This is a genomic window from Falsiroseomonas sp. CW058, from assembly GCF_050563535.1.
Classification (GTDB): Bacteria; Pseudomonadota; Alphaproteobacteria; order Acetobacterales; family Acetobacteraceae; genus Falsiroseomonas.
This window is the reverse complement of record NZ_JBNXUO010000018.1, coordinates 84,746-96,962: the sequence shown is the minus strand read 5'-3', so window position 1 is coordinate 96,962 and position 12,217 is coordinate 84,746. Positions and strand designations below refer to the sequence as shown.

Sequence of the window (12,217 nt, the reverse complement as noted above, 5' to 3'; positions counted from 1 at the left end):
AGCCTGCGGTCGTGCAGGGTCGGCCGGCAGGCCCCGAGGCAGGCGTCCCAGTCGAGGATGTAGACCCCGCGACCGCCCAGCGCGGGCAGGAGAAGCTCGGGCGGCCTGCCCGCGGGCCGGCGCAGCCTCGCCCCGGCCAGCATCGGCGCCGTGAACGGCACCGCGACGCCGCGGTCGGCGAAGCTGGAAGGGCGCTCCGGCAGGGTCGCGACGAAGCGATCCAGCGAGGCATGATCATGCGCGGGCATCGGCGGCACCTTGCCGCGAAAGAGTGACCGAATAGTTTTCTTGACCGGCGCGCCCGCCCCGGGCCTTCAGCGGGCCCGGAAGACCGGCTTGCGCTTCTCGACGAAGGCGCGGGCGGCTTCGCGGAAGTCCTCCGTGTAGGCGTAGTCGCCATTGGCGCGGATCTCCTCCGCCGTCACCGGCAGGGGGCCGCGCAGGCGCTGCAGGGCGCGCTTGTGGAAGCGGTTCGACAGCGGCGCCCCCGCGGCGATGCGCCGGGCGAGCGCGATCGCCTCCTCCCCCACCGCCTCGTCGGGGACGAGGCGGGAGAGCAGGCCCTTCTCCAGCGCCTCGGTCCCGGTGAAGACCCGGCCCTCGATCAGCAGCTCGCAGGCGACCGCGTAGCCCACGGATTGCAGCAGCGGGTCGAGCTCGCCATAGGCGTACCAGATGCCGAGATTGCGCGCCGGGATGCCGATGCGCGTGCCCGGCCCGCCGACGCGGAAATCCGACATGGTGGCGATGCCCGCGCCGCCGCCCATCGTCCAGCCGCGGCAGGCCGCGACCACCGGGTGCCGGCACGCCCGCAGCGACTGGAAGCTGCGCGTCAGTTCCCGCGAATACACCTCCTCCCGCTCCGGCGTGCCGCGTTCATGCGCGAAGGCGGCGATGTCGGCGCCGGCGCAGAACGCTTCCTCCCCGCTGCCGCGGACGACGACGCAGCGCAGGCTGTCATCGGCATCCGCCGCCTCGATGGCATCGGCCAGCGCGATCCACATGGGCAGGTCCATGGCGTTGCGCTTGGCCGGGCGGTCGATGGTGACGAGGGCGATGTCGCCCTCGCGCGAGGTCAGGATGTGGGGATGCGGCATGGCGGCGCGAAGCTAGCCCGGCCCCTTCCGCGCCGCCAGCACCCGGTAGCGGACATGCCCCTCGGTCTGCAGCGATTCGAGCAGCATCCCGCCGATCTCGGCCTCGGCGCGCAGGCCGAAGCCCAGCAGGCGCGGCAGCCGGGCGCGGCGTTCCAGCGCGGCGAGCCGCGGCGCCAGTTCCGCCGCGCCGCGGACCCGCAGCAGGGGGTTGAGGTCGCGTTCCGCCACCGGCTCCAGCCCCGCCGCGCGGCAGGCGGCAATCCAGCCCGCCCGGGTGGGCGCCACCGGACAGCGCCAGAAGCGGCGGAAGCGGGCAAGGCGGCGCATTGCATCCTCCGGCAGTGCCTCCTCCGGCATGTCGTCCACCACCACCAGGTGCCCGCCGGGGGCGAGGTGTGCCGCGATGTTGGCCACGGTGCGCGCCGGATCGGCGCTGTGGATCAGGCTCTCGATCCCGTAGACGAGGTCGAAAGGGCCGGGCAGCGCGCCGTCATAGGACCCGACCGCGATCCGCGCCCGCCCCGCCAGGCCGCGTGCCGAGATCTCCGCATTGCCACGCGCCGCCTGCACCGGGGACAGGGTCAGGCCCGTCCAGTCGCCGCCGAGATGCGGCGCGAGGTCGAGCATCGTCGCGCCATAGCCGCAGCCGGCATCGAGCACGCGCGGCGCGGGCGGCAGGTCCAGCCCGTCCAGCATCAGGCGGTGGATGACCTGCGCCGAGGGCGGCCCGCCCGCCGGATCGGCCAGCGCCCGGTGGACCGGCAGCGCGCCGTGCCCGGCCGCCGCCCGGTGCTCGTCGAACCAGGTCAGCCGGTCGAGCCAGCGGTAGTAGCGCGCGACGCGCCGCGCCTGGCGGGCGGCGTCCGGGGGAAGGGTGCCGATATGGGACATGCCCGCCAGAGATGCTGGCGGGCGGCCCGAGCGCAAGCGGCGCAACCGGCGCGCGGCTGCGCCGTTCCCCCGCCGACCCAGAGGGAGCGAGGATCATGGTGGAGACCCGGACCGACCAGGCGGCGCGCGACAAGCTGTGGGAAATGATCCGCGAGGTCCAGATCGCGATGATGGTCACTCTCGACGAACAGGGGCGGATGCGCGGGCGGCCGATGCGCGCGGTGAAGATGAAGGAATTCTCCGGCACGCTGTGGTTCTTCACGAGCCAGCCCAGCCCGAAGACCGAGGAGATCCAGCATGACGGGCGCGTGCTGCTGGCCTATGCCGACCCGTCCGAGCAGAACTACGTCTCCGTCTCCGGCACGGCCGAGGTGATCCGCGACCCGCAGAAGCAGAAGGAACTGTGGTCCGAGCCGCTGCGCACCTGGTTCCCCGGCGGGCCCGAGGACCCGAGGGCGGCGCTGCTGAAGGTGGAGGTGGAGGGCGCGGAATACTGGGACAGCCCGTCCTCCACCCTCGTGCACGCCTATGGCTACGTGAAGGCCCGCCTGACCGGGGAGCCGCCGAAGGCGGGCGAGAACGACAAGGTGTCGCTGAAGCGGCCTGCCTGAGGACGCGCCACCCCTCCCCCGCGGCGGGGGAGGGGGGCCGGGGCGGTCAGCCGCGGCGCATCGCGGCGCGGATGGCGTCGAGCAGCGTATCCATGTCGCGCTGGAAGGCCGGGCCGTCCGCATAGCCGTCCGGGTCGCCCGCGCGGTCCATGAAGCGGCGCCAGACCGGGGTGGCCATTCCCTGGCGGAAGCGGTCATGCAGCCAGGCGACCATCTCCGGCGTCATGCCGGCCGGCCCGACCCAGCCCTTCATGTTCTCCGCCACCAGTTCGCTCCCCATCTCCCGCATCGTCGGCACCGTCGGGTGCTGGGGGTGGCGTTCGGCCGTGGTGACCGCAAGCGGCAGCATGTCGCCCGAGGCGACGAGCCCGCCAAGCTCGTCGCTGGCCTGCACGGCAAGGTCGATCTGCCCCGCCAGCAGCGCCTGCTGCTGCGGCCCGCCGCCGGTATAGGGGACGTGCAGCAGTTCCGTCCCGGTCGCGCGTTCGAACATGATGAAGATGGAATGCGACAGGGAGCCGACGCCCGACGATCCGTGGGTGACGGCGCCGCGCCCGGCGCGCGCGGCCTCGATCACCTGCGGCAGCGTCGTGAAGCGGCCGCCGCGGCCGCGGGCGCAGATGAAATGCGCGTTCCTCGTCAGCCGGATCACGGCGGCGAAGCTGCGCTTCGGGTCGTAGGGCAGGTCGCGATGGGCGGGGAGGGAGGTGCTTTCCGACCCGCCGGCGAGCAGCAGGGTGTGGCCGTCCGGCGCGGCGCGCGCCACCTGTTCCGCCGCCAGCGCGCCGCCCGCGCCGGGGCGGTTCACGACGACGAGCGGCACGGGGAAGAAGGGCGCGCAGGCCTCGGCGATGGTGCGGGCGATGATGTCGCTGCCGCCGCCCGGGGCGAAGCCCACGACCAGCTGCATCGGCCGCGTCGGCTGCCAGCCGGATGCGCCGGCGCCCTGGGCGCGGGCCGCCAGGGGGGCGGCAAGGGGCGCGGCGAGCAGCGTGCGGCGTTTCAGCATCATGGACCATTCTCCCGTCGCGCCGTCTCCGCGGCGCGCGGGGGAAGGATGGACGCGGCGCGCGGCCGCTTCAATCGTCGTCGTCGGGGATGTTCAGCAGCGCCCCGCAGGCCTTGCAGTGGACCGCGTCCGGCTCGTGCCGGCCGAGGCCGCAGGACTGGCAGCGGAAGCGCACCTTGTTCGGCCGGAACAGCGCCTGGGCGAGGCGCAGGAACAGCGTGACGCCCGCCAGCATGATGACGACGGAGATCAGCCGCCCCGTGGTGCCGGGCAGGGTGATGTCGCCGAAGCCCGTCGTGGTCAGTGCGGTGACGGTGAAGTAGAGCGCATCCGCCCAGTCGTCGATATGCGGGTTGGTGCGGTACTGCGTGGCATGGACGATGCCGGTCATCACCACGATGAACACCACGAGGTCCGACGCCGCCACCACCGCTTCCTGGTTCTGGCGGAAGGCCGGCAGGTCGCGCCGCAGCTGCGCCACCAGCCGGGCGGACCGCAGCAGCCGCAGCGTCCGCAGGCTCCGCAGGAAGCCCCATCCGGCGAAGAAGGGCGCCAGCAGGAAGGAGATCACCGCCAGCAGGTCCGCGATGCCCGCCGGGTGCAGCAGTTCCCGCCGGGCGGAAGGTGAGGCGCGGAGCCGGATCGCCAGCTCCGCCGCCAGCACCAGGCCCACCGCGATGTCGGCCGCGAAGACCACGGGGCTCTCCGGCAGGAAGGACTCCAGGATCACCCAGCCCAGCGCGGCGAGGTCGAGCGCGAGCAGGCCATAGGCCGCGGCCGCGCCGCGCCTGCCGCCAAGGCCGTCCGATCCGGGGATGGTCATCCGTGCCGCCACCCCGGCAGGACGCGCGGGCCGCGCGCGGGTTCGGTCATGCCGCGAAGCCGAAGCCGAGGCCGGGTGCCTCCGGCACGGCCAGCCAGCCGGCCGCGCAGGCGGGGTGCGTCGCGAAACGGGCACGCAGCGCGGCATGGGCGCCGTGGACCTCCAGCATCCCGCCATGGGCATGGCCGGCCATGGCGGGCAGGTTCGCCGCCTCGAACCCGCCCGCGCCGCAGGCGGGCACGCCTTGCGCCTCGGCCAGCGCCAGGATGCGCAGCATGGCGGTCAGCCCGCCGCAGAAGGCCGCGTTGGGCTGCACGATGTCGAGCGCGCCGGCCGCCAGGGCATCGCGGAACCAGCCGACGGACTGGATCATCTGGCCCGAGGCGAGCGGGACGGGGATGGCGCGGCGCAGCGCGGCCAGGGCGGGGATGTCGTTGCCGCGCACCGGCTCCTCGAAGAAGGCGATGTCGCAGTCGGCGACCATCCGGGCGAGCCGCCCGGCCTGGTCCGGCGTGAAGGCGCAGTTGGCGTCGATCATCAGCGGCGCGTCGCCGATGGCGCGGCGCACCGCGCGGATGCGGGCCGCATCCTCGGCGATCGGCCGGCCGGTGCCGACCAGCATCTTCACCCCCGCATGGCCTTCGGCCAGCGCGGCCTCGCAGGCGGCGACCAGCTCGGCCTCGGTGAAGGCGGGCAGGCCGGCGGTGGCGTAGGTCCGCACGCGGTCCACGGCCCCGCCCAGCAGCCGCGCCACCGGCTGGCCCAGCGCCTTGCCCTTCAGGTCCCAGAGCGCGAGGTCGAGGGCGGAGAGCGCCGAGACGAATGCGCCCGTCGCGCCGCGCGGGTTCAGGCTGCGGCACAGCAGGCCGCACAGCGCCTCGTGCCGCATCGGGTCCTGGCCGCGCAGCAGGTCCTCGAAGTCGCCTTCCAGCAGGGCGGCGACGCTTCCGGCGAGGAATCGGCCGGTCATCCCCTCCCCCACCAGCCCCGCATCGGTCTCGACGCGGAGGCGGACGAAGGTCAGGCTTTCCCGCCCGGCATAGGCATCTGCGGCGCGCGCCGGGCGCAGCTGCTCCACCGCCGCGACGAGGCCGGTGATGCGCATGGCGCGCGGCGGGATCAGCGCGTCGGCTTCGGGGGCTGGACCGAGTAGTCGTAGAAGCCCTTGCCGGTCTTGCGGCCGAGCCAGCCGGCCTCGACATACTTCCGCAGGAGGGGGGAGGGGCGGTACTTGCTGTCGCCCATGCCGGCCTGCAGCACCTCCATCACCGAGAGGCAGGTGTCGAGGCCGATGAAGTCCGCCAGTTCCAGCGGCCCCATCGGGTGGTTGCAGCCGAGCTTCATGCCCGCGTCGATGGAGGCGATGTCGCCCACGCCTTCCTGCAGCGCGACGCAGGCCTCGTTGATCATCGGCAGCAGGATGCGGTTGACGATGAAGGCGGGGTAGTCGGCGGCGAAGGCCACCGTCTTGCCCATGCGCTGCGCCAGCCCCGCCACCGCCTGCACCGTCGCCTCCTCGGTCGCGAGGCCGCGGATGACCTCGACCAGCTTCATCATCGGCACGGGGTTGAAGAAATGCATCCCCACGAAGCGGCCCGGGCGGTCGGTGGCGGCGGCCAGCCGGGTGATGGGGATGGAGGAGGTGTTGGTCGCGACCAGCGCATCCGCCTTCAGGTGCGGCGTCAGCGCGGCGAAGATCTGGCGCTTGACCTCCTCGCGCTCGGTCGCGGCCTCGATCACCAGGTCGCAGTCGGACAGGGCGGCGTGGCCGGTTGCGGTGGCGATGCGCGCCAGCGCCGCGTCCTTCTCGGCTGCGGGCAGCGTGCCCTTCTGCACCTGCCGGTCCATGTTCTTCGCGATGGTGGCGACCGCCTTGGCCAGCGCCGCCTCCGCCACGTCGAGCATCACGACCGACAGGCCGGACTGCGCCGCCACATGGGCGATGCCGTTGCCCATCTGGCCCGCGCCGACGATGCCAAGCTTCCGGATTTCCGCCATCCGACCTGTCCCCTGACCTGCGAAAAGCGCCGGCGGGTCACCCCGCCGGCGCGCATGCGACCCCGCCGGCGATGCGGCCCCTACTTCTTGTCGAGCTCGCCCTCGAGCTCGGGGATGACCTTGAAGACGTCGCCCACCAGGCCGTAGTCGGCGACCTGGAAGATCGGCGCCTCCTCGTCCTTGTTGATGGCGACGATCACCTTGCTGTCCTTCATCCCCGCCAGGTGCTGGATCGCGCCCGAGATGCCGAAGGCCATGTAGAGTTCCGGCGCCACGATCTTGCCGGTCTGGCCGACCTGCATGTCGTTCGGCGCGTAGCCCGCATCCACCGCCGCGCGGGAGGCGCCGATGGCCGCGCCGAGCCGGTCGGCGACGCCTTCCAGCACCTTGAAGTTGTCGGCCGAGCCCATCGCCCGCCCGCCCGAGACGACGACGCGCGCCGCCGTCAGCTCCGGCCGTTCGAGCTTCGCGATCTCGGCGCCGACGAAGGAGGACAGCGCCGGATCCTCGGCGGCCGGGGCATCCTCGACCGCGGCGGACCCGCCTTCGGCCGGGACGGGATCGAAGGAGGCGGCACGCACCGTCATCACCACCTTCGGGTCGGAAGTCTTCACGGTGGCCAGCGCGTTGCCGGCGTAGAAGAAGCGGCGGAAGGTGTCCGGCCCCTCCACCCCCGCGACGTCGCTGATCACCTGCACGTCGAGCAGGGCGGCGACGCGGGGCATGATGTTCTTGCCCATCGCGGAGCCGGGCGCGAGCAGGTGCGAATAGCCGGGCGCGAGCGCCACGACCAGCGCCGCCGCGGGCTCCGCCAGACCGTGCCCGTAGGCGGGACCGGAGGCGACGAGCACCTTCGCCACGCCCGGCAGCCGCGCCGCGGCCGGCGCGCCCTCGGCGCCGAGGACCAGGAGGTGGACGTCGCCGCCCAGCTTCTGCGCCGCCGCCACCGCGCTGCGGGTCGGCTGGGAGACGGCCGCGCCGGAGCGGTCGGCCAGGACAAGGACGGCCATCCTCAGATCACCTTCGCTTCGTTGCGCAGCTTGTCGACGAGTTCGGCCACCGACCCCACCTTCACCCCGGCCACCCGCTTCGGCGGTTCCTCCACCTTCAGCACGGTCAGCCGCGGCGCGACATCGACGCCGAGCGCGTCGGGCTTCACCGTCTCGATCGGCTTCTTGCGGGCCTTCATGATGTTCGGCAGGGACGCGTAGCGCGGCTCGTTCAGGCGCAGGTCGGCTGTGACGATGGCCGGCAGCTTCAGCGCCACCGTCTCCAGCCCGCCATCGACCTCGCGCGTCACCCGCGCGCCGCCCTCGGCGATCTCGACCTTGCTGGCGAAGGTGCCCTGCGGCCAGCCCATCAGGGCGGCGAGCATCTGGCCCGTCGCGTTCATGTCGTCGTCGATCGCCTGCTTGCCCATGATGACGAGGCCCGGGCTTTCCTTCGCGACGATCGCCTTCAGGATCTTGGCGACGGCCAGCGGCTCCACCACCCCATCCGTCTCGACCAGGATGCCGCGGTCGGCGCCCATGGCGAGCGCGGTGCGGATCTGTTCCTGCGCCGCGGCGGGGCCGACGGAGACGGCGACGATCTCGGTCGCCGCGCCCTTCTCCTTCAGGCGCACCGCCTCCTCGACCGCGATCTCGTCGAAGGGGTTCATCGACATCTTCACGTTGGCCGTCTCGACCCCCGTGCCGTCCGCCTTCACCCGGACCTTGACGTTGTAGTCGACCACCCGCTTGACGGGGACGAGGATTTTCATCGTGTGACGGATCCCTGGAGATCACCTGCCGCGGGGTGCTGCACCGCCGCGAAACATGCGCGGACCATAGGGCGGGGGGCGGGGGCCGGCAAGATTCGCCCCCGCGGGCCCGGGCGGCCGCGCCTCACCCCCGCGTCACCGGACCGCCAGCAGGATCAGGAACAGCACCAGCGTCAGCCCCTGCAGCCCGACCCGCCAGCGCATCAGCCGGTTGGACCGCGACCCGCCCGCGGCCTCGCTGCGGACCAGGCCGAGCATGCCCGCGAACATCACGCCGAGGGTCGCCAGCATCGAGACGGCGAGGAGGACGGTCAGGAGGGTCAGCATGGCGGGAACATGGCGTGAATCCGGGGCGTGGCAAGCCATCCCCGCGCCGCGCGCCGGCCTCAGCGCGCCGGCGTGCGCCCGATGGCGACGGCGCCGGCCAGGGTGGCAGCGACGCACATGAGGAACCCCGCCGCATAGCCGCCCGTCAGCGCCACCAGGGCGGAAAAGGCGGGCGGGGCCACCAGCATGGTCAGCCCGAAGCAGAAGGACAGCGCGGAGGTCGCGGCACCGACCTGCCCGCCCGGCGCGATCCGCGCGGCCTCGGCCAGCATCACGCCGTTCCAGCCGACCGCCGTCGCGCCCATCACCATCCCGGCCAGCACCACCAGCGGGCCCGGCCAGCCCGGCCCGGCCAGGGCCAGCGCCAGGCCCCCCGCCGCCGCGCCCGCGCCGCACAGCACCAGCACCGGCGGGCCGCCCCAGCGGTCGGCCATCAGCGCCCAGCCGATGCGGCCGACCACGCCCATCACCTGCGCCGCCGCCATCCGCAGCCCCGCCTCGGGCAGCGGGGTGCCGAGGGCGGCGACCTGGAAGGCCACGAAGAAGGTCAGGAAGCAGAACTGCGCGATGCCGAAGCCGCAGGCCATCACCGTCAGGTGCCGCAGCGCCGGGGCGTGGCGCAGCAGCCCCACCGCGCCGGCCGCATCCCGCAGCACGCCGCGCGGCCCCGCGCCGCCCGCCGCCGGGTCGCGGTCCGCATCGAGCGGCGCACGCAGCGGCTGGATCGCCAGCGCCACGGCGAAGGCGGTGGCCGCCACCGCGAGGATTGCGGCCCGCCAGCCCAGCAGCGCGGCGATGGCGGGCGTCGCCGCCGCGACCAGCATCGCCCCGGCCGGAACCCCGGTCTGCTTCAGGCTGAACACCAGCGCCCGCCGGCCCGGCGGCGTGCGGGCCGCGATCAGGTGGCTGCCGCCCGGCGTCACCGGCCCATGCCCCACCCCCGCCAGCAGCGCCGAGGCGAGCAGCGCCCAGGGGCTGCCCAGGGCCGCCAGCGCGATGCCGGCCCCCATCACCACCAGCGCCCCCTGCAGCACGCGCACCCCGCCATGGCGGCGGATCAGCCCCGCCGTCATCGGGCCGGAGACGAGCGTGCCGGCATAGACCACGGCCGTGTGAAAGCCGACCAGGCCGACCGGCAGGCCGGTCTCGGCGGCGATCAGCGGCGACAGCACCGGCACCGCCAGGAAGGCGCCCATGCCCGCCAGATGCGCGGCCAGCAGGGCCAGCATGGTGGGCCAGAGATACGGGGCGGCGAACGGCTTCACCGGGCCGATCCTGGAACGGTGTTCGCTGCGGTGCAACATGCCGTTGCGCGGTTCAGGGTTGACCGCCGCGCCCGGCACGCGCTTACCCAGGCCCATGCGACACCTGCTCCGCCTGCTGATCCTCGTCCTGGCCTGCGCCGGGGCGGCCCGGGCCCAGACGCCGGCCGCCCCGGCCGCGACCTCGGCCGCCGAGATCCAGCGCGTGCTGGACACGCTGCGGGACGATGCGCGGCGGGCGGAGCTGCTCCGCACGCTCGAGGCGCTGGCCGCGGCGAGCCGGGCCGCGCCCGCCCCGGCCGCGGCACCCGCCGCCCCCGCGGCGGCCCCCGCCACCCCCGCACCGGCCCCCGCGGCCGAGGCGGCGCCGAGCCCGGCGCCCGACATCCTCGCGCCCAACACGCTCGGCGCGCAGCTGCTGATGGGGGCGTCGCAGCGCCTGCAGGCGCTGTCGGACAGCCTGGTGGCGGCGGCGCAGACCGCGACCGACCTGCCAGGGCTGGCCGCCTGGGCGTCGGGGGTGGCGCGCGACCCGGTGACGCAGGCGCGGGTGACGGATGCGGCCTGGAAGCTCGCGCTGCTGTTCGGCGCGGGGCTGCTGGCGGAATGGCTGACGCGGCGCGGGCTGCGGCGCTGGCTCGACCGGCTGGACGCCATGGCCCCGGCGGACGGCGATGCCTGGACCTGGGTGCGCCGCGTGCCGCTGGTGGCGGCGCGCTTCCTGCTGGATCTGGTGCCGATCGCCGCCTTCGCCGTGATCTCCTACGGCATGATCGGCTTCGTCCGCCCGCTGCCGACGACGGAGCTGGTGCTGCTGACCGCCAACAACGCCTACATGGCGCTGCGCGCGGTGATGGCGCTGTCGCGCGTCCTGTTCTCCCCGGCCTCGACCCATCTGCGGCTGGTCCGCGTGCTGGACGAGACGGCGGCCTATGTCACGGTCTGGGTGCGGCGGATCGCGGTGGTGGCCATCTTCGGCTACGCGGTGGCCGAGGCGGGGCTGCTGTTCGGCCTGCCCTGGAGCGCCTATGACGCGATCCTGCGGCTGTCGCTGCTGGTCGTCTCCCTGCTGCTGGTCATCGTCGTCCTGCAGAACCGCCATGCGGTCGCGGAGGCGCTGCGCGCGCCGGAGCTGAAGCCGGGCGAGAGCCCGGACCGCGCGCGCCGCCTGTTCCGCGCGCTGCGCGACCGTCTGGCGGATGTCTGGCACCTGATCGCCATCCTGTGGCTGTTCGCGCTGTGGGGCGTCTGGGCGCTCGAGGTGCGCGACGGGTTCGAGAGGCTGCTGCGCGTCTCCGCCCTGACCATCGCCATCCTCGGCCTCGCCAAGCTGGCGGACGAACTGGCGCGGCGCGGCATCGCGCGGGGCTTCCGCATCGGGCCGGACCTGGCGCGGCGCTATCCGGGGCTGGAGGCGCGGGCCAACCGCTACGTCCCCGTGCTGAAGGGCGTCGTCTCCGCGCTGATCGGCGTGACGACGCTGCTGTTCCTGCTGGAGGCCTGGGGGCTGGATTCCTTCGCCTGGTTCCGCCGCGGGCAGCTCGGCGCGCGGCTGCTCTCCTCCCTCGTCTCGGTCTCCATCACCATCCTGGTGGCGGTCACCGTCTGGGAACTGGCCAACGCCGCCATCGCCCGGCACCTGACGAAGCTGTCGCGCGACGCACAGGCGGCCCGCAGCGCCCGCGTCCGCACCCTGCTGCCGATGCTGCGCACCGTGCTGTCGGTGGCGATCCTCGTCTTCGTCGCGCTGAACGTGCTGACCGAGATCGGCGTGAACGTCGCCCCGCTGATCGCCGGCGCGGGCGTCGTCGGCCTCGCGATCGGCTTCGGGTCGCAGACGCTGGTGCGCGACGTCATCACCGGCATCTTCCTGCTGTTCGAGGATGCGGTGGCGGTGGGCGACGTGGTGCAGGTGGGCGGGCTGTCGGGCGTGGTGGAACAGCTCTCCATCCGTTCCATCCGGCTGCGCGCGCAGGACGGCAGCGTCCACATCATCCCCTTCAGCGCGGTGACCACCGTCACCAACATGACGCGCGACTTCTCCTTCGCCGTGCTCGACGTCAGCGTCGCCTATGGCGAGGACACCGACCGCGTCGGCCAGGTGATGAAGGACGTGGCGGCGGAGATGCGTGCGGACCCCAAGCTCGGCGCCATCATCCGCGACGACCTGGAGCTGCTGGGGGTCGAGAGGCTGGCCGATTCCGGCGTGCTGATCCGCGCCCGCATCAAGGGCGACCCGACCGCGCGCTGGGCGGTCGGGCGGGAATTCAACCGGCGCATCAAGCAGCGCTTCGACAAGCTCGGCATCGAGATTCCCTACCCGCACCAGAAGCTCGTCATCGACCGCGCCGACGCGAAGCACCCGGCCGAGGACTCGACCGAGGCCCCGGGCGGCGCTAGGCTCGGCGCGTGAGCAGCTTCCGGATCCCCGCGGGCC

Annotated in this window: 13 protein-coding genes; 2 read left to right on the top strand and 11 right to left on the bottom strand. The window is 73.7% G+C overall.

Going from position 1 to position 12,217, the window contains the following annotated elements:
- The 3 genes from ACK8OX_RS15510 to ACK8OX_RS15500 all read right to left on the bottom strand — a co-directional run.
- Positions 1-248 (bottom strand): hypothetical protein (locus ACK8OX_RS15510; protein WP_430665092.1); only part of this gene is annotated, 248 nt, incomplete at its 3' end.
- A 66-nt stretch (positions 249-314) separates the two neighbouring features.
- Positions 315-1,097, bottom strand: a complete 783-nt coding sequence (locus ACK8OX_RS15505; RefSeq protein ID WP_430665091.1) for an enoyl-CoA hydratase/isomerase family protein — start codon at positions 1,095-1,097, stop codon at positions 315-317.
- 12 nt (positions 1,098-1,109) lie between these two features.
- Positions 1,110-1,988 (bottom strand): SAM-dependent methyltransferase, encoded by an 879-nt coding sequence (locus tag ACK8OX_RS15500; RefSeq protein ID WP_430665089.1) that lies wholly within the window; start codon positions 1,986-1,988, stop codon positions 1,110-1,112.
- A 95-nt stretch (positions 1,989-2,083) separates the two neighbouring features.
- Between ACK8OX_RS15500 and ACK8OX_RS15495 the strand changes: the two genes are divergently transcribed.
- Positions 2,084-2,599, top strand: coding sequence for a pyridoxamine 5'-phosphate oxidase family protein (locus ACK8OX_RS15495; protein ID WP_430665088.1), 516 nt, complete (start codon positions 2,084-2,086; stop codon positions 2,597-2,599).
- Between the two features lie 46 nt (positions 2,600-2,645).
- On the opposite strand, the gene ACK8OX_RS15490 is transcribed toward ACK8OX_RS15495, so the two are convergent.
- The 8 genes from ACK8OX_RS15490 to ACK8OX_RS15455 form a co-directional block, all read right to left on the bottom strand.
- A complete protein-coding gene (locus tag ACK8OX_RS15490) occupies positions 2,646-3,611 on the bottom strand; it encodes a Bug family tripartite tricarboxylate transporter substrate binding protein (RefSeq protein ID WP_430665087.1) in 966 nt (321 codons plus the stop codon).
- Positions 3,612-3,678: 67 nt separating this feature from the next.
- Positions 3,679-4,431: a potassium channel family protein gene (locus tag ACK8OX_RS15485; protein WP_430665086.1), complete on the bottom strand. Its 753-nt coding sequence runs from the start codon at positions 4,429-4,431 to the stop codon at positions 3,679-3,681.
- 46 nt (positions 4,432-4,477) lie between these two features.
- On the bottom strand, positions 4,478-5,536 hold the full coding sequence (locus ACK8OX_RS15480) for a mandelate racemase/muconate lactonizing enzyme family protein (RefSeq protein WP_430665084.1): 1,059 nt from the start codon (positions 5,534-5,536) through the stop codon (positions 4,478-4,480).
- A gap of 14 nt (positions 5,537-5,550) precedes the next feature.
- A complete protein-coding gene (locus tag ACK8OX_RS15475) occupies positions 5,551-6,429 on the bottom strand; it encodes a 3-hydroxybutyryl-CoA dehydrogenase (RefSeq protein WP_430665083.1) in 879 nt (292 codons plus the stop codon).
- Positions 6,430-6,509: 80 nt separating this feature from the next.
- The gene (locus tag ACK8OX_RS15470; RefSeq protein ID WP_430665082.1) at positions 6,510-7,439 is read right to left on the bottom strand and encodes an electron transfer flavoprotein subunit alpha/FixB family protein; all 930 of its coding nucleotides are present in this window, start codon (positions 7,437-7,439) and stop codon (positions 6,510-6,512) included.
- A gap of 2 nt (positions 7,440-7,441) precedes the next feature.
- Positions 7,442-8,191 (bottom strand): electron transfer flavoprotein subunit beta/FixA family protein, encoded by a 750-nt coding sequence (locus ACK8OX_RS15465; RefSeq protein WP_430665081.1) that lies wholly within the window; start codon positions 8,189-8,191, stop codon positions 7,442-7,444.
- 135 nt (positions 8,192-8,326) lie between these two features.
- Entirely contained in the window at positions 8,327-8,518 is a 192-nt protein-coding gene (locus ACK8OX_RS15460; protein ID WP_430665080.1) for a twin transmembrane helix small protein, read from the bottom strand.
- 59 nt (positions 8,519-8,577) lie between these two features.
- The gene (locus tag ACK8OX_RS15455; RefSeq protein ID WP_430665079.1) at positions 8,578-9,783 is read right to left on the bottom strand and encodes an MFS transporter; all 1,206 of its coding nucleotides are present in this window, start codon (positions 9,781-9,783) and stop codon (positions 8,578-8,580) included.
- Positions 9,784-9,877: 94 nt separating this feature from the next.
- On the opposite strand from ACK8OX_RS15455, the gene ACK8OX_RS15450 reads away from it, so the two are divergent.
- Positions 9,878-12,193, top strand: coding sequence for a mechanosensitive ion channel family protein (locus ACK8OX_RS15450; protein WP_430665077.1), 2,316 nt, complete (start codon positions 9,878-9,880; stop codon positions 12,191-12,193).
- Positions 12,194-12,217: the final 24 nt, after the last annotated feature.

What these genes read in the sequence shown, in the direction of transcription:
- ACK8OX_RS15470 (WP_430665082.1), bottom strand. Translation starts at nt 7,439, where the DNA reads ATGGCCGTCCTTGTCCTGGCCGACCGCTCCGGCGCGGCCGTCTCCCAG.
- ACK8OX_RS15465 (WP_430665081.1), bottom strand. Translation starts at nt 8,191, where the DNA reads ATGAAAATCCTCGTCCCCGTCAAGCGGGTGGTCGACTACAACGTCAAG.
- ACK8OX_RS15475 (WP_430665083.1), bottom strand. Translation starts at nt 6,429, where the DNA reads ATGGCGGAAATCCGGAAGCTTGGCATCGTCGGCGCGGGCCAGATGGGC.
- ACK8OX_RS15485 (WP_430665086.1), bottom strand. Translation starts at nt 4,431, where the DNA reads ATGACCATCCCCGGATCGGACGGCCTTGGCGGCAGGCGCGGCGCGGCC.
- ACK8OX_RS15505 (WP_430665091.1), bottom strand. Translation starts at nt 1,097, where the DNA reads ATGCCGCATCCCCACATCCTGACCTCGCGCGAGGGCGACATCGCCCTC.
- ACK8OX_RS15480 (WP_430665084.1), bottom strand. Translation starts at nt 5,536, where the DNA reads ATGCGCATCACCGGCCTCGTCGCGGCGGTGGAGCAGCTGCGCCCGGCG.
- ACK8OX_RS15450 (WP_430665077.1), top strand. Translation starts at nt 9,878, where the DNA reads ATGCGACACCTGCTCCGCCTGCTGATCCTCGTCCTGGCCTGCGCCGGG.
- ACK8OX_RS15500 (WP_430665089.1), bottom strand. Translation starts at nt 1,988, where the DNA reads ATGTCCCATATCGGCACCCTTCCCCCGGACGCCGCCCGCCAGGCGCGG.
- ACK8OX_RS15490 (WP_430665087.1), bottom strand. Translation starts at nt 3,611, where the DNA reads ATGATGCTGAAACGCCGCACGCTGCTCGCCGCGCCCCTTGCCGCCCCC.
- ACK8OX_RS15495 (WP_430665088.1), top strand. Translation starts at nt 2,084, where the DNA reads ATGGTGGAGACCCGGACCGACCAGGCGGCGCGCGACAAGCTGTGGGAA.
- ACK8OX_RS15460 (WP_430665080.1), bottom strand. Translation starts at nt 8,518, where the DNA reads ATGCTGACCCTCCTGACCGTCCTCCTCGCCGTCTCGATGCTGGCGACC.